Consider the following 21,783-nt stretch of genomic DNA (forward strand, 5'->3'; position numbering starts at 1 on the left):
CTTTAAAGCCCGCTGCCAGGCACACCTCACTATTCCGTCGGTGTGCCGATCCTGAGCCGGTTGCCGTCGGGATCGCGCAGTTCGGTCTCGCGCGCCCACGGAGCGTCCCGCACCCGCACGCCGAACTCGGACGCGATGGCCTCGACATCGCGAGCGCGGAGATAGACCAACGTGTCAGGGCGCGCGTCACCCTCATGCTCCGACAGGAACAACCGCATCCCGTTCCGGGCGATCTCGACGAACGCGGGGAACTCTGGTCCGAAGCGGTGCTCCCACTGCTTGGCGAAACCCAGCCGCTCGTACCAGGCGACCGCCGCCGCGGCGTCCTCGACGCGGAGAATGGGGATGACTTCCTCGTCCATGCGCCCATCGTCGCAGACCGTCCCGGTCCTCGGATCCCGCTCGTGCCTGAGCCACCGGCGGCGGGTCAGCGGAGGAGGGCGCCCCGCCTGAGGGAGGAGAGGAACGCCGTCCAGGCGGCGGGGTGCGTGGTGAGGATCGGGGTGGGGGCGGCGGTCCGCTTGCTGTCGCGTATGTGTATGAGGTCGTCGGGGGAACCGGATATTTCCAGGCAGTCATTGGAAGTCGCGCTGTGCTTGCTCTTACGCCAGTTCATGAGTATCTGTCCTCAAGCGTTCGGCGGATGAGGGCCTTGGACGCTTCGGCGGACAGGGAATCCGCGTGCAACTGATCGTAGAGGTTGACGTAGATACCGATCTCGCGGGGCTTCGTCACGAAGTACCCGTTGTTCATCGTTTCCTGGTAAACGACCGTGCGCCCGTCGGCGAGTGTCCAGATGGTGGCCCAAGCCAGCCCGGGGATGACGGCCCGGTTGGCTGCGAAGGGCAATACCTGAACCACCACGTGCGGTTGTTCGCATTCCTCCAGCAGGTGAAGGAGCTGGTCGCGCATGACGTGCGGGGGACAGACGGCCCGGTAGAGCGCCGATTCGTCCAGGACGCAGCGGACCCACGGGTAGTGCGGCCCGTCGACGACATTGCGCCGGGCCATACGGAGACCGACCTTCTCGTCAAGGTCTCCGCCGAAGAAGGGGATGCCGGCTCCGAGCAGGGCCGTCGCGTACTCCTTCGTCTGGAAAAACCCAGGAACCACATGGGTGTAGAGCTGGATCCGGGTGGCCTGGACCTCGATCCCCTCGATTTCCTCGGGCCATTTCTTGTCCCAGCTGCGCGCCAGAAACGGCCGCATCTCGACCAGTTGGCCGCCCGCCCTCAGCTCCCGGTCGAGCAACTCCGTGATGTCCTGAGGCGGAACGTCCTCCGCCCGTTCGAACTGGGCGATGCGGCTCCCCGAGAGCCGTACCACCTCGCCCAGCTGGACCTGGGACCAGCCGCGGGCCTTGCGTAGATTGCGGATCTTGTCGCCGAACCACTCATTCAAATTGGTGGGTTCGATCCGCTTTGGTGCGGGCACAGTTGTTCGCCCCTCCGTTGAAGCCGGGCATCCCTGCAACGGGAGCGGCCTTCCTACAGCAGTTACTCCTGGTCACGGTACCGCCACGCGGGGATGCTGGGAATCGAATCGCAAGATCCCGCGAGAGGAACACCAGGATGGACAAGCCACCCAGTCCAGAGCACCAGCGGGCGCCCGCCGTGGGCGAGTTGGTGGTCGACGCGCGGCGTGAGCGCGTCGGGGAGGTCACCGGGACCGGTGAGGGGAGGGTGCGGCTGCGGCCGCCGACGGGCGGGGAGCCGTGGGAGGCGCTGCCGTGTGATGTGCGGCCGGCGACGGACCAGGACGCGTGGCGGGTGTACCGGCCGTCGCGGTGCGCGGAGTGCCGGGACATCAAGCGGAGGCGCAGCCTCGCGCTGGCGGCGAACGACCTGAAGACGGCGGTGGAGCTGACCGAGGCCATGGGGGTCCATCTCCGCCTGGTGCACGCGTAACAGGCGGCCCAGCAGGCCCCGGGTATGAAAAAAACATACCCGGGGCCTGCTCGCATTCATCCCTCAACTCGTGCCCGGCTCACTGCCGGGCCGCACCTGTTACCTGGGACCGTCGACACCGTCACCGGGGGAACCCGGGCGGGTGTTCGTACAGCGGATGTGAGGGATCCCCATGAGCGGTGCTGCCATTGCCCTGAGACCGGGTACGGAGCGGGGCGTGCGGCCCGCCGTGATGCCGACCGGGGACGGGACACGGCCCCGGCTCCGGGCGCGGGCACAGGCGCGGACGCGCACGCAGGACGACGTGCTGGCCGAACTGTGCGGCGTCGCGCTGGCGACGCTGGCGCGCAGTGACCAGCGGCGGCACGGCGAGGCGTACCTGCGCGGGCTGCTGCGGGCGCGGGGGCGGAAGTCGATCCGCAACATCGCGGGGCTGGCGGGCGGGGCGGCGCCGGAGCAGAGCCTGCACCACTTCGTCTCCAGTTCGCCGTGGGACTGGCGGCCGATGCGGCAGGCGCTGGCGCACCACCTCGTACGGACACTCGCGCCGCAGGCGTGGGTGGTGCGGCCGATGGTGATACCGAAGGCCGGGGAGAACTCGGTGGGGGTCGAGCGGCGGTTCTTCGCGGAGGCGGGGCAGGTCCTCAACGCCCAGCAGGCGGTGGGTGTCTGGGCGGCGTCCGCGTACCGCAGCGCGCCGGTCAACTGGCGGTTGCTGCTGTCGGAGGCGTGGCTGGGGGACCCGGTGCGGCGCGGGCAGGCGGCGATCCCGGACGCGGTGCGGACGGAGACGCCGGGGGAGTGCGCGGTGGAGGCGTACGCCGGGATGATGCGCGACTGGGGCCTGCCGGTGCGCCCCCTGGTGCTGGACGCGCGGGAGCCGGACGCGCTGGCGGCACTGCACCGGCTGCGCGCCTGCGGGGTGCCCGTACTGGCGCGGGTGAGCGGTTCGCTGCGGCTGGCGGTGTCGGACTCGCCGCTGTCGGGGCGCGAGACGCGGTTGGTGCCCGCATCGCTGGTGATGGCGGGCGCGCGGGAGTTGCGCCGGCCGGTGATCTGGCGGCACGACCCGGGCTCGGACGCGTTGGGCACGTCGCTCACCGCCGGGGTACGGGTGGGGCTGCCGGTGGCGCAGGGAGGCGCGGGCCGGGGGCGGTTGCGGGAGATGCTGCTGGTGGGCATGGGGGAGAACGCGGACCGCTGGCCGGCCGAACTGTGGCTGACGGACCTGGTGAACGTGGCGCCGGCCACGCTCGTCCGGCTGAGCGGACTGCTGCACCGGGTGGACCGCGACTTCACGTGCGTCGCCGACCGGGTGGGCATCCGGGACTTCACCGGGCGGTCGTTCGGCGGCTGGCACCGGCATACGACGCTCGCGTCCGTCGCCCACGCCGTCGCCCTGCTGACCCCGCCGGCCGACCCGGCGGGCGACGACGGTGCGTGCCTGCCGGGCAGGGATTCAGGCCCGGGTGGTGCGGGCCGCCGCGGCCGGTGAAAAGCGGCCGGTGAAAAAGAACGTGTCATCTGAAAGAGACCGCGTCATGTGAAAACTTCACACCACCGGGATGACCGTATGGCTGTCACCTGATGGGCGACTGATCGCATACTGAGCGCGACAGGGGGGCCGGGGGGAGAGGGACGATGCAGATCGGCACCGGGCACCGCGTGCTGCACCTGTGGTCACTGAGCGAGGACGTGGTGGTCGAGCACCGGGCCGGCGGTGCGATGGTGATCAGGGGCCGCTGGGGGGCGGAGTGGATCGACCGGCCGGTGCCCGCGGTGCGGGAGGCGCTGCGGCGGATGGAGCTGGGGCCGGTCCTGCTGGCGAACGTAGAGACGGGGAAGCGGGGCGGCGGCGGACCCGGGCAGCTTCCGGGCTCCGGGCCGGGCTCCGGCCCCGGTCAGGGCTCCGGCCCCGGTCAGGGTCGCGGGCGGCGGCGGGGCGACGGGCCGGACCCGGGCCGGGTCATCATGATGCGGGTGGTGGGCCGGCTGTCGCACCTGATCGTGCGGACGCTCGGCGTGGACGACCTCAAGGGCCCTTTACTCTCCGTCTCCCCGGTGGCCAGGACCGCCTCGTTCGCACCGGCCCGGCTCCCGGAGGAGACCCCCGTACGGCTGCCGGCCGACGCCGTACTGACGCCCTGGCGGTCCGGGTTCACGCTGGAACGCGCCGACGCCCGGTACCGCGTGGTGCTGCACCGGCCGGAGGCCGTGTGGGTGCTCGGCATGCTCGCCTGGCCGGTGACGCCCGAAGCGGCGTCCGCCGGGCTGCCGTTGCCGCGGGAGATGACCCAGGAGATTCTGGCCTATCTGGCCGCGGCGGAGATGCTCGCGCCGGCGGGGGAGCGGGGCAGGCTGCGGGTGGGGTGAGGGTGTGCCGCGCGACCGTCCCGCGGCCGTCCCGGCTGTCCGTCGCGGCACGCGTCCCCTCTCACCCGCAGCTCTCCCGCCACCCGCGTCTCACGCGACTCGTCCGCCCCCCCGCGCGCAAGCTCCGGGCGTTCCGCTGGCCGTTCCACCTCGGCGTCCCACCCCGGCGTTCCAGGCGGACCCCGTCTCCCCTGCCTGTGGCCCGCGTTCACGTTCCCGTGTCCCGAAGTAGCCGGTCCGCATGGCGGCCGGACGGCGTTGTCCCGCAAGCTCGGGTGATCACACGTTCAGGACGGGACCCACGTGACACGTGAAGGAGCGCCTTCCTTGACCACTCACCTTCGACGCACCACCGGCCCGCGGGCGGTGCTCGCGCTGCTGGCGGCACTGTGCGGGATCGTCGGCGCCACCGCGCTCGGACCGACGCCGGCGGCGGCGGCCGACCAGCGGCACGCGATCTACGCCATCGCGCACCGCGTCGACACCGTGGAAGGCGTGGACGCCGCGCTCAACCACGGTGCCAACGCCATCGAGATCGACGTCTGCGCCTGGTGGAACCCCAACGAATGGCGCGCCTACCACGACTGCTCCTCGGCCGGCGAGAACCGGCGGGGCCCCAGCTTCGACAGCATGATCGACCGCATCCTCTCCAACGCCAACGCGGGGCGCCGGCTGGCCTTGGTCTGGCTGGACATCAAGGACCCCAACTACTGCGGCGAACAGCCCAACCGCACCTGCAGCGTCGCCGGGCTGCGCGACAAGGCGCAGCGGCTGACGGCCGCGGGGATCCAGGTGCTGTACGGCTTCTACGAGTACCACGGCGGCAGCAACCCGGACGTCGGCGGCCGGGGCTGGAAGAGCCTGGAGGGAAAGCTGGGCAAGCTGGAGGGCATCACGACGACCGGGGCCCGCGACAAGGTGATCGACGCCTTCAACCGGTCCGGCGCCGGGTTCCCGAACGGCCGCCGGGTGATGGACTACGGCGACACCAACATCCCCAACGGCTTCGGCAACTGTACGGAACCCTCCTACAACACCTGTGCCGAACTGAAGAAGGGCGCCGCGGACCGCTCCGCCGGCCGCCTCGCGGCCACGCTGTCCTGGACGACCACGTACAACGACCCGTGGTACGTCGACAAGCTGCTGGGCGACGCGCGGGTGGACGGCATCATCGCGGGCTACGGCCACTTCACCGGTGAGCACGAGTACGACAACGGCTGGCAGTGCGCCAACGCCATCAAGCTCATCCGCGACTGGGTGGGCCGCCACGGCGGGACGCACCGGATGGCCACCAGCGCGGACCGCCTGTTCAAGTAGAGCTGTTCAGGCAGCTCCAGGCAGCGACCGCGGGCTCCATACCGCCCTGTACCGCCCTGTGTCCACGACCCGAGTTCAGGGCGGGTCGTGGACACAGGGCTTCCGCCGTCGCCGGGGCGGCTGTCGCCTACGTGAGCCAGCCCGAGTCCCGGGCGATCCGGATGGCGTCCACCCGGTTGCGGGCGTTGAGCTTGGTGACCACGGTCGTCAGGTAGTTGCGGACGGTCCCCGCGGAGAGGTGGAGCCGGGACGCGATCTCCCCGGCCTCGGCGCCCTCCGCCGCCAGGCGCAGCACCTCGGTCTCGCGGGCGGTCAGCGGGCTCTCGGCACCGCCCCAGGCGGCGAGGGCCAGTTCGGGGTCGATGGAGCGCCGGCCCTCGGCCACCCGGCGGATGGCGGTGGCGAGTTCGTCCGGCGGCGCGTCCTTGAGGAGGTAGCCGGAGACGTGGGCGGCGAGGGCGCGGCGCAGGGTGCCGGGACGGCCGAGGTTGGTGAGGATGAGAGTGCGGCACTCGGGCAGCCGCTCGCGCAACTCGGCGGCGGCGGTGAGCCCGTCGGTCCCCGGCAGGTCGATGTCGATGACCGCCACGTCGGGCCGGTGCCGGAGCGCGGCCTCGACGATCTCGTCACCACGCTCCAGCTGGCACACGACCTCGATGTCCGGTTCGAGGTCGAGCAGGGCCACGAGCGCTCCGCGGACCATGTGCATGTCCTCGGCCAGAAGTATCCGTATCACGGGGTGCCCTCGTCTGTAGCGTGCCGCGGGACCGGCGTCCGATGAGGTCCCGCAAGGTCCGTGATCTTATCAACGCGCCGCCAACGCACGCTCCTTTACGGGGGCCCCGGGGTGGGAGGGGAGCGTGGGGCACCGCGCGGGAGCCTCCGCGGTCAACCGGAACGTTCCGTTCTCCCCATGCCCGTACCTCAGCCGCCCGCCGATCGCCTCCAGCCGCGCGGTGAGGTTGCCGAGACCGCTGCCGCCGTCGGGCGAGGGGTCGCGGTGGGCGGCTGCGGCACCGTCGTTGCGAACCGTCAGCCGGACACGGCCGTCGGACGTCCGGGTCACGGAGAGCGTGCAGTGCCGCGCCTTGCTGTGGCGCAGCAGGTTGGTGACGGCCTCGCGCAGCACGGTGGCGAGCACGGTGTCCGCCTCCGGTCCGACGGAACCGGGCGCGCACTCGACGTACAGGGCGATCCCTGCGGAGGACAACACCGAGCGCGCGGAGGCGATCTCGTCCTCCAGGCACAGATCGCGGTAGCCGCTGACGACGGTCCGTACGTCGGCGAGCGACTGCCGGGCGACGGCCAGCACCTCGTCGGCCTCCGCCATCGCCTGCTCGGGCCGGACCGGGATGAGGCGGCGGACCAGCTCGCTCTTGAGCGTGATGGAGGAGAGGCTGTAGCCGAGGAGATCGTGCAGGTCGCGGGCGAAGCGCAGTCGCTCCTGGGCGACGGCGGCGCGGGCGAGTTCGTCGCGGGTGCGGTGCAACTGCCAGATCACGTCGTAGAAATGGGCGATCGCATAGACGACGATGCCGCAGAGCAGCGTGGACTGGCCGTAGTAGTAGCACCACGAGCCGGCCTGGCCGCCGAAGCAGGCGGAGACGGGCAGGCTCAGCCCCGCCACCCAGTACAGCACCCAGGCCGGCCGGGAGGGCAGGAGCAGCAGCAGCGAGCCGCAGAAGAATCCGGCCATGGACCCCCACCACTGCCCGAGCACGACGACCGGCAGGTAGGCCAGCACCCCTTGGACGCCCAGGGTGACGTACGCGCGGCGGCCCAGCCGGCGGCGGGCGCGCGGGCAGAAGTGGACGCACTGGATCGCCGCGCTCACGACCAGGCCGGTGAGGCAGGCCAGGGTGGCGGTGGCGGACAGGTCCCGGCGCAGGATGTTCATGGCGATGGTCACCACGTAGTTCACCAGCACGGCGACGGAGATGCCCAGCGCCGTCCGGGACGCCGGCGTGGGGAAGAGGCTTCCGCGGTCGTTCGGGCGGTGGTGCGCGGTGGGCGCCTCCGCGTGTTCGGCCGGCACCTCGGCGACCAGGCGGAACCTGCCGTCGGCGGTACGGTCCGCGGTCAGGCCGCCGCCGAGGGCCCGGAGCCGGGCGGCCAGGCTGCCCAGCCCGGTGCCGTCGCCCTCGGAGGGAGCGAGCGGGGCGGAAGCGGCGCCGTCGTTGGTCACCGACAGGCGGATTACCCCGTGCTCCGTGCGGGCGGCGGTGATGTCGCAGGTGGTGGCCCGGCTGTGGCGCAGGACGTTGGTGACGGCCTCCCGCAGGACCGCCGCGAGGGCGGTCTCGGCCCGGCGGTCCACGGTCCCCACCGCGACGCGGGTCCGCACGTCGACGTCGGCGGAGCCGAGCACCTCGCGCGCGGAGGTGATCTCGCGCTCCAGCGACATGTCGCGGTAGCCCTTGGTGACGGCACGGACGTTGGAGAGCGCCTGCCGGGAGACGGTCAGCACCCCGGCGACCTCGTCGACGGCCCGGTCGGGGCGGGTGGGGATGAGGCGGCGGACGAGCTCGCTCTTGAGGGTGATGGCGGAAAGGCTGCTGCCGAGCAGGTCGTTCACGTCACGGGCGAAGGCCAGACGTTCCCTGGTCACGGCGGCCTGGGCCAACTCGGTCCGGGCGTCGCGGAGATCGCGGATGCGCTTGGAGAGGTGAGAGAGGCCGAAGACGATGAAACCGCAGCCTTCCATCCCCAGGGTCCAGTAGACGCACTCCACCCACCCGTAGCCGTGGTGGACAGTGATGGCCAGCAGCACGACACCCAGCAGGCCGAACAGCGCCCAGGTCAGGCGGGGCGGCAGCACCACGAGAACCGATCCGACGAAGAGGCCGGCCATCGTCACCCAGTAGAACCCGAAGACCGTGAGCGGCAGAAAGGTGAGGACCCCTTGCGCGGCCAGCGTCAGGTAGGCGCAGCGGCCCAGGCGGCCCCTGATCGTCGACGAGGAGTGGGCGCACTGGAGGCCGCAGAGGACGACGATCACCCCGCCGGCCCAGAACAGCCTGCCCAGGCCCACCACCTCGCTGAGGTTGAGCATGCACATGCTCGGATACGAGATCAGGACGCCGACGAAGAGCATGCGGGCCAGCCAGGGCGTCGGAGGACCCGGGAACTCCGTCGATTCCCGGTGTCGGGTGTCGTCCGGCTCGCCGGCCCCCTGTCTGCCATCCCCCTCGGCGCCGTTTCCCGACCCGCTCGTTCCCCCGAACCGATCGCGAGATCCCATCTGCGACGCCGCCCTCCCCGATCACACGCGTCTCACATGTGACGGCAGCATAAGGGACGTAGGTAAGGGGTCGCAGTAAAGAACGTGTGTTACTTGACCAAAAGTCAGGGTTACCGCCGGTCTGGTAGCCGGGCACGTCGTGGTGGATGGCGCGGAGGCCCAGAAGCGGAATCACGGCAGCCGGATCGACGGCCGGCGGGGAGGGGGGCTCGGTGTCTCGGACGCGCGCGGGCGGCCCGGTGTGGTCCCAAACCGTCGCGACGCCCGACTTGTGGCCGCGACCCGCCCCGGGGCCGCGCCGGTGCCGCAGGCCACCAGGAACCCGGCCTCCCAAGTACTGCTGCTGCCCTTCGTCCCCGACCCCGTACGCCGCGCCTTCTCAGTTCCCCTGCTCGACTGACGGGGCGCTGCCTGTCTCGGCTGGGGGCAAGCTGGACTACTTTCCGGCATTGCCGACGACCTGAGGTGCGGGGCTCGCGGGCCTCGAATGAGCTGAGGGGCGGGAGCCGTCGACGGCTCCCGCCCCTCATTTCACCGGGACGCGAAAGAGCTACAGCCCCAGCTCCCTGCGCGTATGGTCATCCACTTCGACGGCGTAGAACCGCACCATCTTCGCGGCCTCTTCCCGCGTTCGCTCTCCCATGAACGGAAGCGCTGTCACCAGCATGTTCGTCGCGTCGAGAAGCGGCTCCAAACACTGGAAACACGCAGCCGATCGAATCCCGTCCTCCGGACTCTCCAGCAGCTTCTCGACGAAGGCGAAGCAGCGCGCCACGAGATCGCGATCCGGATCTTCCGCACGAATCTGAGGCATCAGAAGCTGGTAGGACAGTACCCATCCGAGGAGATTGAAGTAGCCGAGCGTGAAATCTTCGTCACGAAGCGCCTCGTGGAGCGGCATATCGGTCTCCTCCTGGAGCAGACTCGCCGTCTCGGGCACAACATCGACCATAAGAGCCAGGGCTTGACTGTAGGAAGTTACGATCACGAGGTACCCCCCTTTTTTTCGTGGGCTTTGGCCGCACGCTCGAATCCGTGCCGCTGCACAAGCGCGGCGGGCCTCGATGCTGTCGCATGACCCGATGGCCCGACTCTTCACCGGGCGTGTGGCGACGCGCCACCACCGGCATCCTGTGCCACGCCACCCGCTGGGACGAAGTCGTCGTCCATCTCGGCCACGAGCACCTCCGCCGGCGCGACCTCCGGCATGCCGGTCTGAGGTGGACGGCCGACGCCGGCGTCCCCGTGCTCCGCGTGATGGCCGGACACGGTTCGATCACCGCCACCCGGGGTACCTGCACCCGGCCGCTTGTCAATCAACCTGACCGCCGCCGCCTCAGCTGTTGCCCCGCCGAAGAGGCCCCTGGCCCCAAGGTGGTCCCAAAGCCCGCGCCCGTTCCTGCGAAGCGGCTGCCGACCCTTACGAAAGAAGCCTCTGACCTGCGGTTTCCCGCTGATCAGAGGCTTCTTTCACCGTGTCGGGACGGCGGGATTTGAACCCACGACCCCTTGACCCCCAGTCAAGTGCGCTACCAAGCTGCGCCACGTCCCGTTTGCCCGTTCCCTCCGGTTTTCGTCCCGGTGGGGCGTGCAGAAAGAAAATATCCTGTTCCGCGCCGTGATCCAAATCCGGGGGCGGGCGGGCTCCCCGGAGGGCCGGGGAGGGAGGCCCCTCCGAGGTCAGCGGGAGGCCGTCAGGAACCAGCGGACCCGTTTGACCTGCCCCTCGCCCGGCCCGGCCGCGGCCCGCTCCAGCAACGCGTCCAGCTCGGCGCGCCGGGGCCCGGGCAGGGCCCGGTAGGCCGCCCGGGCGCCGGCGGGAGCCCAGCCGCCGAGGGCGGTCAGGGCCCGCTCGCGCAGCATCGGATCCTCGGCGTCCGACAGCCGGAGGAAGCAGCGCAACCGGGCGGTCGAGTGGTGCGCGGACAGCAGCCGGAAGGCGGAGACGCGGACGTGCCGGGGGCGGTCGTCCGTCAGCCGGTCGTACAGCCAGTCCTCGGGGAGCCGGGCGGCGGCGGGCAGGAGCGCCGTCGTCGCCTCGCGGACGACGGAGGCCGACGGGTCGTCCAGCAGCGGTTCCAGCCGCGCGGGCTCGCACGCGTCCAGTGCGCGCAGGGCGGCGACGGCCTTCGCCCGTACGGCCGGGCGCGGGTGGCCCAGCAGCGGCCACAGCAGCGCCGCGTCCGCGCGCGTCCCGGTCTCGCCCAGCCCGGCGGGCGCGCCGGGGAGGACGTCGGGGCCGGCGCAGGCGGCCCGGTGCAGCGGCAGCGGGTCCACGCCGTGCCGCCGCAGCACCCAGCGGGCGCAGGCGCGGACCAGCCCGGAGCGGTCGGTGAGGAAGCGGGCCGCCTCCTCGGTCTCGCCGGTCCGCCGCAACGCGGTCACGGCGGCGGCGCGGACGCGCGGCTGCCGGGAGGCCAGCAGCGGGCGCAGGACGCCGTCGGGGTCACCGTCCCGGGTACGGGCGAGCGCGGCGTCCGCGCACAGGTCCTGGACGACGACGTCGGGGTCCGTGGCCGCGGCCCGCGCCAGCTCGGCGGCGGACAGGTGCTCCTCCTCGATGGCCACCCGGTACCCCAGCCGGCGGGCTTCCCGGTCCGGGCACGCCAGCAGCACGTCGATCCGCTCGGGGCTCCGGACGAACGACATGACCAGGTCACGGGCGAAGTCGCCCCGCTGCCGGACGGCCGCGCGCAGAGCGGTGGCCGCGACGAGCGCCACGACGCTCGGCGGGGTGCCGGGCAGTGACCCGGCCAGCACCCTCCGCGCCTCCTCCCGCACCGGCCCCGCCCAGTCCGCGCACCGCAGCACCACCAGCGCCGGGAACCGGGCCGCTTCCGGCCGCCACAGCGCCGCCTCGCGCACCCGCCCGTCGGGATGGCACAGCGCGACCGCCACCGCCGCGCCGCCGGGCGCGGACTCGCCGGTGCGCAGCCAGTCGACGGACGGGTTTTCCCAGAGCAGGCGCTCGCGCACGCCGTAGTCGAAGTCGATCCATGCCGCCGCATCGGCGGCGTCGAACGGGACGTCGTCCCCGGAGCGGGCGGCCCGTAGGGTCGCGTAGGCGAGGCCGTACTCGCGGTTCATAGAGGGGAGTGCTCCCGTTCCGGTCGTTTCGATCGTCCAAAGGTGATCGTAGATCCGGCGGGAAAGGGGGACGGGCCGGGTCGGGCTCAGCTCCGGCGCTTGAAGGAGGCGGTGGGGATCTCGATCTCGGCGCCGTCCTGCAGGCGCAGCGGGATGGTGTCGCCGTACTTGTACGTCTGCCGGGAGGCGTAAGCGTCGTCCCTGGGGTTGGTGAGCAGGTCGCACTCGCCGCGGAACGGGTCGATGATGAGGTACGCGGGCACGCCGAAGCGGGCGTACTGCCGCGTCTTGACCACGTAGTCGTTCTTGTCGTTCTTCGACGAGACGATCTCGATCGCGGCCAAGAGATCTTCATGCGAGTACGGGTCTGTCGATCCGTCGTCGGTGATCGCCACGTCCGGGCACCGATCGGGCTCCCCGGGGAAGCCGAACTCCACATCATTCAGGACGCGTTGCCTGTCGACACCGGACGCGACGATTGCGGTCTGGACGTCGAAGACGGTCCAGCTCCGAACGCTGCTCTGCGGAGTCATGATGACCCGGTCCCCCACTGCCTCGATCTTGAAGCCCTTGAGCAGCGGCGACACGCGTTCGATGGCGTTCCGCATGGATTCGATCCCCGCGTCGTGCGGGGACTCCATCCGCGCGTTGTGCGGGCGCTCAAGCTGCGCAGTCATGGTCTGCCTCCCCTACTCGGGCCTCGCGATACTCGCATCGTAGAACGCCCCGCCGATACCCGTGCCCGCTTGATTCACCCTTTCGAGCCCTTGACGAAACATACGGCGCACTGCATAGTTATGCCTACCACCGCATGTGATGCACGTAAGGAGAATCCCGTGACCGAGCGCGTCGTACTCGCCTACTCGGGCGGCCTGGACACCTCCGTCGCCATCGGCTGGATCGCCGAGGAGACGGGCGCCGAGGTCATCGCCGTCGCCGTGGACGTCGGCCAGGGCGGCGAGGACCTGGACGTCATCCGCAAGCGCGCGCTCGCCTGCGGTGCGGTGGAGGCGGAGGTCGCCGACGCCAAGGACGAGTTCGCCGAGGAGTACTGCCTCCCGGCGATCAAGGCCAACGCCCTCTACATGGACCGGTACCCGCTGGTCTCCGCCCTCTCCCGGCCGACGATCGTCAAGCACCTCGTCGCCGCCGCGCGGAAGCACGGCGCCACCACGGTCGCCCACGGCTGCACCGGCAAGGGCAACGACCAGGTGCGGTTCGAGGCCGGGATCTCCTCGCTCGCGCCGGACCTGAAGTGCATCGCGCCCGTCCGGGACTACGCCATGACCCGGGACAAGGCCATCGCCTTCTGCGAGGCCAAGGGCCTGCCGATCGCCACCACCAAGAAGTCGCCGTACTCGATCGACCAGAACGTCTTCGGCCGGGCCGTCGAGACCGGCTTCCTGGAGGACATCTGGAACGCGCCCATCGAGGACGTCTACGACTACACGGCCAACCCGGCCACCCCGCGCGACGCCGACGAGGTCGTCATCACCTTCGAGGCCGGCGTCCCGGTCGCGATCGACGGCCAGGCCGTCACCGTCCTCCAGGCGATCCAGCAGCTCAACGAGCGGGCGGGCGCCCAGGGCATCGGCCGGATCGACATGGTCGAGGACCGGCTCGTGGGCATCAAGTCCCGGGAGATCTACGAGGCGCCCGGCGCCATCGCGCTGATCACCGCCCACCAGGAGCTGGAGAGCGTCACCGTCGAGCGCGAACTCGCCCGCTACAAGCGGCAGGTCGAGCAGCGGTGGAGCGAACTGGTCTACGACGGGCTGTGGTTCTCGCCGCTCAAGCGGGCGCTGGACGGTTTCATCGCCGAGGCCAACGAGCACGTCAGCGGCGACATCCGGATGACCCTGCACGGCGGCCGGGCCGTCGTCACCGGCCGGAAGTCCGCCAAGTCGCTCTACGACTTCAACCTCGCCACCTACGACACGGGTGACACCTTCGACCAGTCGCTCTCCAAGGGCTTCATCGAGATCTTCGGCCTCTCGTCGAAGATCGCCGCCAAGCGGGACCTGGTCTGACCGACGGGCCGGCCGCCGTATCCCTCCGCCCGACACCCCGACGGCGGCCGGCCGCCCTCCATCACCACCCACGAGGAGCACGCACGTGAGCACCGGCACCAACGACGATGTCCGCCTCTGGGGCGGCCGCTTCGCCGACGGCCCGGCCGAGGCGCTGGCCAAGCTGTCCGCGTCCGTCCACTTCGACTGGCGCCTGGCCCCCTACGACATCGCCGGTTCCCGCGCCCACGCCCGCGTGCTGCACCAGGCCGGCCTGCTGACCGCCGACGAGCTCGCCGCGATGCTGGACGGGCTCGACCGGCTGGAGGCCGACGTGGCCACCGGCGCCTTCACCGGCACCGTCGCCGACGAGGACGTCCACACCGCGCTGGAGCGCGGCCTCCTCGAACGGCTCGGCCCCGACCTCGGCGGCAAGCTGCGCGCCGGACGCTCCCGCAACGACCAGGTCGCCACCCTCTTCCGGATGTACCTGCGCGACCACGCGCGGATCATCGGCGGACTGCTCACCGAGCTCCAGGAAGCGCTCGTCGGCCTCGCCGAGGCACACCAGGACGTGGCGATGCCCGGCCGGACCCACCTCCAGCACGCCCAGCCCGTCCTCTTCGCCCACCACGTCCTCGCCCACGTCCAGGCGCTCGGCCGGGACGCGGAACGGCTGCGGCAGTGGGACGAGCGGACGGCCGTCTCCCCGTACGGCGCCGGCGCCCTCGCCGGGTCCTCACTCGGCCTCGACCCGGAGGCGGTCGCCGCCGACCTCGGCTTCGAGCGCGGCTCGGTGGGCAACTCCATCGACGGCACGGCGTCCCGGGACTTCGTCGCCGAGTTCGCGTTCATCACGGCGATGATCGGGATCGATCTCTCGCGGATCGCCGAGGAGATCATCATCTGGAACACGAAGGAGTTCTCCTTCGTCACCCTCCACGACGCGTTCTCGACCGGCTCGTCGATCATGCCGCAGAAGAAGAACCCGGACATCGCGGAGCTGGCGCGCGGCAAGTCGGGGCGGCTGATCGGCAATCTGACCGGGCTGCTCGCGACGCTCAAGGCGCTGCCGCTCGCCTACAACCGCGACCTCCAGGAGGACAAGGAGCCGGTCTTCGACTCCTGCGACCAGCTGGAGATCCTGCTGCCCGCCTTCACCGGGATGATGGCGACGCTCACCGTGCACCGGGAGCGCATGGAGGAGCTGGCGCCTGCCGGGTTCTCGCTGGCCACGGACATCGCGGAGTGGCTGGTGCGGCAGGGGGTGCCGTTCCGGGTGGCGCATGAGGTGGCGGGGGAGTGCGTGAAGGTGTGTGAGCGGCGGGGGATCGAGCTCGACGGGCTCACGGACGAGGAGTTCGCGGCGATCTCGCCGCATTTGACGCCGGAGGTGCGGACCGTTCTGGACGTTCCGGGGTCGCTCGCTTCCCGTAGCGGGCGGGGCGGTACGGCGCCTTCCGCGGTCGCCGCGCAGCTGGCCGAGGTGAAGGCGGAGCTGGTGGTGCAGCGGGAGTGGGCGGGCGCGAAGCGGCGGGGGTGACCCCTGCGGGGGGTGTGCCCCGGTCCCGCCCTTTCGCCGTTTCCTGGGGCTGCGCCCCAGACCCCCTTGTCGCGGCTGCGCCGCTCGTCCTCAAACGCCGGACGGGCTGAATTCAGCCCGTTGGGGGTCCCCCCTCTGGGGGAGTTTGAGGACAACCGCGCGGAGCGCGGTTTCGGGGGTGCGGGGGCTTGCCCCCGCAAGAAACGGTGAAGGGGCGGGACCGGGGCACCCTCACCGCGCGCAGCGCGAGACATCACAGCCCCGAATGAGACATGAACGTCTCATTCGGGTTACCCTCGTCTCATGAGGCTCGACCGACAGCACGTACTGAACGCGGCCGCGTCCCTGCTCACCCGCAAGGCGACGGCCTCCATGGACGAGATCGCGAGAGCGGCGGGGATCAGCCGGGCCACGCTGCACCGGCACTTCGCCGGGCGTGACGCGCTCGTCCGGGCGCTGGAGGACCTGGGGATCGAGCAGTTCGAGCGGGCGCTCGACGCGGCGCGGCCGGAGGAGGGGGACGCGGCCGAGGCGGTCGCCCGGCTGATCGCCCTGTCCGAGCCGGTCTCCGGCATCCTCGCGTTCCTCTTCACCGAGAACCAGCTCTACGAGAACGGCGGCAACGAGGGCTGGAAGCGGCTCGACACCCGCGTCCAGCGGCTCTTCACCCGGGGCCAGGAGGAGGGCGCGATCCGTCTGGACCTCTCGGCCGCCTGGCTCACCGAGGCGCTCTACGGGCTGATCGGCATCGGCGCCTGGGCGGTCCAGGACGGCCGGGTGGCGGCCAAGGACCGCACCCGGATGGTCTCCGAGCTGCTGCTCGGCGGCGCGCGACGGAGGATGGAACGATGAGCGGCCAGCGAACGATCACCCAGCCCTCGAACGCCCCCGGGTCCGGGGAGGCCCCCTACCGGGGCCGCTGGCTGGCCCTCGCCGTCCTCGTCCTGGCCGTGCTGCTGGTCGCCGTCGACGCCACCGTCCTCGGCCTGGCGACCCCGTTCCTCAGCGAGGACCTGAAGCCCACGGGCACGCAGCTGCTGTGGATCGGCGACATCTACTCCTTCGTCATCGCCGGTCTGCTGGTCTCCATGGGCAGCCTGGGCGACCGCATCGGACGCAAGAAGCTGCTGCTCAGCGGTGCCGTCGCGTTCGGCGCGGTGTCGGTCCTCAACGCGTACGCCTCCAGCCCGGAGATGATGATCGCCGCCCGTGCGCTGCTGGGCGTCGCCGGCGCGACCCTGATGCCGTCCACCCTGGCGCTGATCCGCAACCTCTTCCACGACCCGCGCGAACGCAGCCTCGCCATCGGCATCTGGGGCGCGATGGCCTCCGCCGGCGCGGCCGTGGGCCCGGTGGTCGGCGGGTTCCTGCTGGAGAACTACTGGTGGGGCTCGGTCTTCCTGATCAACCTGCCGGTCATGGCGGTGCTGGTGCTCGTCGGCGTCAAGCTGCTGCCCGAGTCGCGCGACCCGTCGCCCGGTCCCTGGGACCTGCTGAGCGTCGTCCTGTCGATGGCCGGCATCGTGGGCGTCGTCTACGCGATCAAGGAGGGCGCCACGCACGGGATCAGCGCCGGGATCGCCGTCGCGGCGGTCGTCGGCGTGGGGGCCCTGGCCTGGTTCGTCCGCCGGCAGCTCCGGCTGCCCGCGCCCCTGCTGGACATGCGCCTCTTCCGCAACCGGGGCTTCTCGGCCGCCGTCCTGGCCGACCTGCTGACGGTGCTGGGCCTGTCCGGCATGGTCTTCTTCCTGTCGCAGTTCCTCCAGCTGGTGCAGGACCGCGACCCGCTGGAGGCCGGCCTGGCCGAACTCCCGGCCGCCGTCGGCGCGGTGACGGCCGGCCTGCTCGCCGGGCAGGCGGCCCGCCGCTGGTCGGTACGGTCGGTGGTGGGCGGCGGCCTGGCGGCGATCGGCGTCGCCCTCGCCGTCATCGCCACCCTGCGGACCGACACCTCCTACCCGCTGCTCGGGGCGGTCCTGCTGGTCGTCGGCGTCGGCGCGGGCTTCTCGTTCACCGTCACCGCCGACGTCATCCTCTCCAGCGTTCCCAGGGAGCAGGCCGGCGCCGCCTCGGCCGTCTCCGAGACGGCGTACGAACTGGGCGCGGCGCTCGGCATCGCGCTGCTGGGCTCGATCGTCACCGGCGTCTACCGGGACTTCACCGTCCCGGCCGGGGTGCCGTCGGCTGCCGCGGCGGACGCGCACGAGTCGCTGGGCGGGGCGGTCAAGGCGGCGATGACGCTGCCGGCCGACGCCGGGTCCGCTCTGCTGAGCTCCGCGCAGCACGCGTTCGTCGACGGGCTGCGGCTGGCGTCCGCGGTCGGCGCGGTGGTGCTGCTGGGGACGGCGGTGGCGGCGTGGTTCCTGCTGCGCGGACAGCGCCTGGAGGACAGCGCGGACGGGGACGTCGAGCACTGACACCGCTTGTGAGCGGAAGAGGGCTCGGATGAGCTAACCGCACACGGGCCGGGGCGGCAAGCCCCGGCCCGTGTGACTTTTTCCGGCGGTTCCGTCCCTTGACGGTTTCCTTACCCGCAGGAACGATCTGCGACTACCGGTCGGTATTGCCGAACGCGGTTCGGCGAGAAGTATCCGGCGCCCTCAGTCGACGTCGTCCTTGTGCGGAAGGAACCCCCATGCGTCTGCGCACCAAAGTGAGAGCCCTGCTCGCCGCGGCGGCCACCGCGACCCTGACCCTCACCGGAATGTCCGCCACGGCGGCCCCCGCCGCGGCGTCGGTGCTCGACATCCCGCCCAAGGGCGCCAACGACTGGTCCTGCAAGCCGGATTCGGCCCACCCGGAGCCCGTCGTCCTGGTCAACGGCACGTTCAAGCTCATGGCGGAGAACTGGGCCAAGCTCTCCCCGAAGCTGAAGGAGAACGGCTACTGCGTCTTCGCCTTCAACTACGGGCACATGGAGACCGACCCCATCCCGCAGGCGGCGGCCGAACTCCGCGACTTCGTCGAGGCCGTCCGCGGCGCGACCGGCGCGGCCAAGGTCGACATCGTCGGCCACAGCCAGGGCGGCATGATGCCGCGCTACTACGTGAAGTTCCTCGGCGGCGCCGACAAGGTGGACGACCTCATCGGCATCGTCCCCTCCAACCACGGCACCAAGAACCCGCTGGCCATCCCCGCCGGGTACACCTTCTGCCCGTCCTGCCTGGACCAGCGCGTCGGATCCGACCTGCTGAAGAAGCTCAACGACGGCGAGGAGACGCCCGCCGGGCCCGACTACACCGTCATCACCACCCGGCACGACGAGGTCGTCATCCCCTACACCAGCGCCCTGCTGACCGGCCCCGCCGAGCGGCTGACCAACGTCGTCCTCCAGGACATGTGCCCGCTCGACCCGTTCATGCACGACCAGGCGACCAAGGACCCGGTCGTCCACCAGTGGGTGCTCAACGCCCTGGCACGGAAAGGCCCCGCCGACCCGGGCTTCAAGCCGCGGTGCCTCGGCGGGGCCTGACGGCCACCGGCCGCCCGGAGGGCGCCCGGCTCAGGCCGCCTTCGCCGCCCGGGCCTTGGTGGCGTACATGTCCACGTACTCCTGGCCGGACAGCCGCATGACGTGGCTCATCACCTCGTCGGTGACGGCCCGCAGGACGTAGCGGTCGCGGTCCATGCCCTCGTAGCGCTCGAAGTCCAGCGGCTCACCGAAGCGGACGGTCACCGGGCTGATGTGCGGGCGGCCCTTGCCGCCCGGCTGCACCTTGTCGGTGCCGATCATCGCGAACGGCACCACGGGCGCGCCGGTCATCAGCGCGAGGCGGGCGACGCCCGTCCGGCCGCGGTACAGGCGGCCGTCGGGGGAGCGGGTGCCCTCCGGGTAGATCGCGAAGATCTTGCCCTCCTCCAGCACCCGACGGCCCGTCATCAGCGCGGCGACCCCGCCGTGACCGCCGTCGCGGTCCACCGGGATCATGCCGGAGGCGCCGAAGAACCAGGCCATCAGCCGGCCCTTGAGCCCCTTGCCCGTCACGTACTCGTCCTTGCCGATGAAGAACACCTGCCGCTTGACCACCAGCGCCAGGAACAGCGAGTCGATGAACGTGACGTGGTTCCCCGCGAGAATGACCGGCCCGGAAGCGGGGATGCGCTCCATGCCCTCGACCTTGGGGCGGTACAGGACGCGCATGAGAAGTCCGAGGAACGCCTTGAGCAGGATGCGGGACACGGATCCTCCGGTCTTGTCTTGGTCTTGTTCGGTTTGGTCGGTCGGTCGACGGCCGGGCGGCCTGGTGGCAGGTGAGGACGATACTCGCGGGTACGGCCTTTCCGCACACCGGGTTAACCGACTCGATACGCAGTGTTGACGTGAGTTTTCACTCCGTTTCGACCATGGCCTTCTGTACGCAAGACGGACGCACCTACGATCTGCGCGTCCGAAAGGGAGCCGGAACCACCGGCTCCGGAACGAAGGAGCGAATGTACATGCAGCAGGAGCAGCGGCCGGGCCGGCGTTCGGTGCTGGGGGCCGCGGCGGCCCTCGGCGCGGGTGCGGTCACCCTCGGCGGCGGCGCGGGCATGGCGGCGGCGGCCCCCTCGGCGGCTTCGGCGACGGCGGCCGGTGACCGGCGGCCGGGCCACGGCCACGGCGGCGGTGGCCTGCGGGACCTGCCGGTGCCCACGGTCGTCGGACACCGCGGCGGCAGCGGATACCGGCCCGAGCACACCCTCGGCTCCTACCGGTTCGCCCTGGAGAACGGCGCGGACGTCATCGAGCAGGACGTCGTCCCCACCAAGGACGGCCATCTCGTCTGTCGCCACGAGAACGACATCACGGGCACCACCGACGTCTCCTCCCGTCCGGAGTTCGCCTCCCGCAAGACCACCAAGACGGTCGACGGTGAGTCCCACACCGGCTGGTTCACCGAGGACTTCACCCTCGCCGAGCTCAAGACCCTGCGTGCGAAGGAACGCCTGCCCCAGGTCCGGCAGCACAACACCCTCTACGACGGCCACTGGACCGTGCCCACCTTCGAGGAGGTCCTCAAGTGGGCCGACGAGGAGGGGCGCAAGCGCGGCCGGCGGATCTGGCTGCACGTCGAGACCAAGCACCCCACCTACTTCCGCAAGCTGGGCCTGGGCCTGGAGGAGCGGCTCGCGAAGCTGCTGCGCCGGTACGGCCGCGCGGGCCGGAACTCGTATACCTTCCTCCAGTCCTTCGAGCCGAGCAGCCTCCAGCGGCTGGGCCGGCTCGGCCTCGACTGCCCGAAGATCCTGCTCCTGGACGACCTGCCCACCCGCCCCTGGGACTTCGTCGAGGCCAAGGACCCGCGCACGGTCGCGGACCTCATCACCCCCAAGGGCCTGAAGTGGGTCTCCGGCTTCGCCCAGGGCATCGGCCCGTGGCTCAACCTGATCATCCCCCGGGACAAGAACGACCGGCTCACCAAGCCCACCACGCTCGTCCGTGACGCGCACGCGGCCGGCCTCGTCCTGCACCCCTACACCATGCGCAACGAAAACAGCTTCCTGCCCGCCGACTTCCGGCGCGGCACCGACCCCAACGCGTACGGCGACGCCATCGGCGCCTTCAAGACCTACTACGCGACGGGGATCGACGGCATCTTCTCGGACAACTGCGACACGGCGGTGCTGGCGCGGGAGGAGTTCCTGAAGGGGCGCAAGGGCTGAAGCCTCCGTTACCCCGGGAATCCCGACGGATTCCACACGGACGAGTGACGCCCGTGAGGGTCGGCAACCGGCGGGACGCGGGCCCACGTCCCGCCGGGCATGACACCGAACGACCTCGTCACCTCGCTCCGGCCGCTGCTGGCCGCCGAATGCGCCGCCGAGGCGCCGGCGGCTGGCATCGACGCGGCCGACCTCGAACAGGCCGTCTGGGTCCGACTGCTGAGCGACCGGAGCGACGGCGTCCCCGGCGGACGGCGCGGACGCCGTCGCCCCGAGCCGCCCGCCCTCCGGTTACGCGCCGCCGTCCGCGCCGAGGCCCGCGCCGCGAGCCGCCTCGCCCGCCGCGAAGTCCCGTACGACCCGATCGCCGCCGAACCGGCCGACCACGCCGGCGCCCTCGAATCCGGTGTCGAACGAGCGGTCCTGGCCGCCGAATCCCGCCGCGAACTCCGCGCCGCGGTCCGCCGCCTCCCCGGCCGCTGCCCCGGCCTGATGCGCGCCCTCCTCTCCCCCGGAGACCCGACCTACCGAGAAATCGCAGGAGAGTTGGGTATCTCACAAGGATCTTTGGGGCCGATCCGTTCCCGTTGCCTGGGATGCCTGCGCAGAATGCTGACGGCGGCGATTGCGGCTCCTGGACCTTGGGGAAGGGAGCGGTAGACA

The 21,783-nt window shown here is 71.3% G+C and carries 21 protein-coding genes and 1 tRNA gene; 12 read left to right on the plus strand and 10 right to left on the minus strand.

What is annotated here, in order from left to right; translation table 11 throughout:
• Window positions 1-29: 29 nt before the first annotated feature.
• The 3 genes from K7I03_RS27370 to K7I03_RS27380 all read right to left on the minus strand — a co-directional run bounded on the left by K7I03_RS27370 (window position 30) and on the right by K7I03_RS27380 (window position 1,434).
• Window positions 30-362 carry a glyoxalase superfamily protein gene (locus tag K7I03_RS27370; RefSeq protein WP_185945858.1) on the minus strand — a complete coding sequence of 111 codons (333 nt, stop codon included), beginning with the start codon at window positions 360-362 and terminating at the stop codon, window positions 30-32.
• A gap of 65 nt (window positions 363-427) precedes the next feature.
• Window positions 428-616, minus strand: a complete 189-nt coding sequence (locus tag K7I03_RS27375) for a DUF397 domain-containing protein (protein ID WP_185945859.1) — start codon at window positions 614-616, stop codon at window positions 428-430.
• A complete protein-coding gene (locus K7I03_RS27380) occupies window positions 613-1,434 on the minus strand; it encodes a helix-turn-helix domain-containing protein (protein ID WP_185945860.1) in 822 nt (273 codons plus the stop codon). The genes K7I03_RS27375 and K7I03_RS27380 overlap by 4 nt, the downstream gene beginning before the upstream one ends.
• Window positions 1,435-1,571: 137 nt before the next feature.
• Here K7I03_RS27380 and K7I03_RS27385 point away from each other — a divergent pair, with 137 nt between their 5' ends.
• From K7I03_RS27385 to K7I03_RS27400, 4 genes are all read left to right on the plus strand, one after another.
• Window positions 1,572-1,907, plus strand: coding sequence for a hypothetical protein (locus K7I03_RS27385; RefSeq protein ID WP_185945861.1), 336 nt, complete (start codon window positions 1,572-1,574; stop codon window positions 1,905-1,907).
• A gap of 232 nt (window positions 1,908-2,139) precedes the next feature.
• The gene (locus tag K7I03_RS27390; RefSeq protein WP_185945890.1) at window positions 2,140-3,402 is read left to right on the plus strand and encodes an IS701 family transposase; all 1,263 of its coding nucleotides are present in this window, start codon (window positions 2,140-2,142) and stop codon (window positions 3,400-3,402) included.
• Window positions 3,403-3,548: 146 nt separating this feature from the next.
• Window positions 3,549-4,280 carry an NADH oxidase gene (locus K7I03_RS27395; RefSeq protein ID WP_185945862.1) on the plus strand — a complete coding sequence of 244 codons (732 nt, stop codon included), beginning with the start codon at window positions 3,549-3,551 and terminating at the stop codon, window positions 4,278-4,280.
• Window positions 4,281-4,607: 327 nt separating this feature from the next.
• On the plus strand, window positions 4,608-5,597 hold the full coding sequence (locus K7I03_RS27400; RefSeq protein WP_185945863.1) for a glycerophosphodiester phosphodiesterase family protein: 990 nt from the start codon (window positions 4,608-4,610) through the stop codon (window positions 5,595-5,597).
• A 127-nt stretch (window positions 5,598-5,724) separates the two neighbouring features.
• On the opposite strand, the gene K7I03_RS27405 is transcribed toward K7I03_RS27400, so the two are convergent.
• Together K7I03_RS27405 and K7I03_RS27410 are read right to left on the minus strand one after the other, a co-directional pair.
• The gene (locus tag K7I03_RS27405) at window positions 5,725-6,333 is read right to left on the minus strand and encodes a response regulator transcription factor (protein ID WP_185945864.1); all 609 of its coding nucleotides are present in this window, start codon (window positions 6,331-6,333) and stop codon (window positions 5,725-5,727) included.
• Window positions 6,334-6,402: 69 nt separating this feature from the next.
• Complete coding sequence (locus K7I03_RS27410) at window positions 6,403-8,691, minus strand: sensor histidine kinase (RefSeq protein WP_185945865.1); 2,289 nt, start codon at window positions 8,689-8,691, stop codon at window positions 6,403-6,405.
• A gap of 418 nt (window positions 8,692-9,109) precedes the next feature.
• On the opposite strand from K7I03_RS27410, the gene K7I03_RS33935 reads away from it, so the two are divergent.
• Window positions 9,110-9,238, plus strand: a complete 129-nt coding sequence (locus tag K7I03_RS33935) for a hypothetical protein (RefSeq protein WP_260630454.1) — start codon at window positions 9,110-9,112, stop codon at window positions 9,236-9,238.
• A gap of 150 nt (window positions 9,239-9,388) precedes the next feature.
• Here K7I03_RS33935 and K7I03_RS27415 read toward each other — a convergent pair whose 3' ends face one another.
• From K7I03_RS27415 to K7I03_RS27430, 4 genes are all read right to left on the minus strand, one after another.
• The gene (locus K7I03_RS27415) at window positions 9,389-9,826 is read right to left on the minus strand and encodes a hypothetical protein (protein WP_185945866.1); all 438 of its coding nucleotides are present in this window, start codon (window positions 9,824-9,826) and stop codon (window positions 9,389-9,391) included.
• 490 nt (window positions 9,827-10,316) lie between these two features.
• Window positions 10,317-10,390: transfer RNA gene (locus tag K7I03_RS27420), tRNA-Pro, on the minus strand.
• Window positions 10,391-10,518: 128 nt separating this feature from the next.
• Window positions 10,519-11,925, minus strand: coding sequence for a HEAT repeat domain-containing protein (locus tag K7I03_RS27425; RefSeq protein ID WP_185945867.1), 1,407 nt, complete (start codon window positions 11,923-11,925; stop codon window positions 10,519-10,521).
• 86 nt (window positions 11,926-12,011) lie between these two features.
• A complete protein-coding gene (locus K7I03_RS27430) occupies window positions 12,012-12,602 on the minus strand; it encodes a Uma2 family endonuclease (RefSeq protein WP_185945868.1) in 591 nt (196 codons plus the stop codon).
• A gap of 159 nt (window positions 12,603-12,761) precedes the next feature.
• Between K7I03_RS27430 and K7I03_RS27435 the strand changes: the two genes are divergently transcribed.
• From K7I03_RS27435 to K7I03_RS27455, 5 genes are all read left to right on the plus strand, one after another.
• Window positions 12,762-13,955 (plus strand): argininosuccinate synthase, encoded by a 1,194-nt coding sequence (locus K7I03_RS27435; protein ID WP_185945869.1) that lies wholly within the window; start codon window positions 12,762-12,764, stop codon window positions 13,953-13,955.
• An 85-nt stretch (window positions 13,956-14,040) separates the two neighbouring features.
• Window positions 14,041-15,477, plus strand: a complete 1,437-nt coding sequence (argH, locus tag K7I03_RS27440) for an argininosuccinate lyase (protein WP_185945870.1) — start codon at window positions 14,041-14,043, stop codon at window positions 15,475-15,477.
• Window positions 15,478-15,780: 303 nt separating this feature from the next.
• Complete coding sequence (locus tag K7I03_RS27445) at window positions 15,781-16,329, plus strand: TetR/AcrR family transcriptional regulator (protein ID WP_185945871.1); 549 nt, start codon at window positions 15,781-15,783, stop codon at window positions 16,327-16,329.
• Window positions 16,326-17,894, plus strand: a complete 1,569-nt coding sequence (locus K7I03_RS27450; RefSeq protein ID WP_224347242.1) for an MFS transporter — start codon at window positions 16,326-16,328, stop codon at window positions 17,892-17,894. The genes K7I03_RS27445 and K7I03_RS27450 overlap by 4 nt, the downstream gene beginning before the upstream one ends.
• Window positions 17,895-18,112: 218 nt before the next feature.
• Window positions 18,113-18,949: an alpha/beta fold hydrolase gene (locus K7I03_RS27455; RefSeq protein WP_185945872.1), complete on the plus strand. Its 837-nt coding sequence runs from the start codon at window positions 18,113-18,115 to the stop codon at window positions 18,947-18,949.
• Window positions 18,950-18,979: 30 nt separating this feature from the next.
• Here K7I03_RS27455 and K7I03_RS27460 read toward each other — a convergent pair whose 3' ends face one another.
• Window positions 18,980-19,657 carry a lysophospholipid acyltransferase family protein gene (locus K7I03_RS27460; RefSeq protein WP_185945873.1) on the minus strand — a complete coding sequence of 226 codons (678 nt, stop codon included), beginning with the start codon at window positions 19,655-19,657 and terminating at the stop codon, window positions 18,980-18,982.
• Between the two features lie 257 nt (window positions 19,658-19,914).
• On the opposite strand from K7I03_RS27460, the gene K7I03_RS27465 reads away from it, so the two are divergent.
• Together K7I03_RS27465 and K7I03_RS27470 are read left to right on the plus strand one after the other, a co-directional pair.
• Entirely contained in the window at window positions 19,915-21,120 is a 1,206-nt protein-coding gene (locus K7I03_RS27465; RefSeq protein ID WP_185945874.1) for a glycerophosphodiester phosphodiesterase, read from the plus strand.
• Window positions 21,121-21,219: 99 nt separating this feature from the next.
• Window positions 21,220-21,780: an RNA polymerase sigma factor gene (locus K7I03_RS27470; protein WP_185945875.1), complete on the plus strand. Its 561-nt coding sequence runs from the start codon at window positions 21,220-21,222 to the stop codon at window positions 21,778-21,780.
• Window positions 21,781-21,783: the final 3 nt, after the last annotated feature.

The organism is Streptomyces mobaraensis, from assembly GCF_020099395.1.
GTDB lineage: Bacteria > Actinomycetota > Actinomycetes > Streptomycetales > Streptomycetaceae > Streptomyces.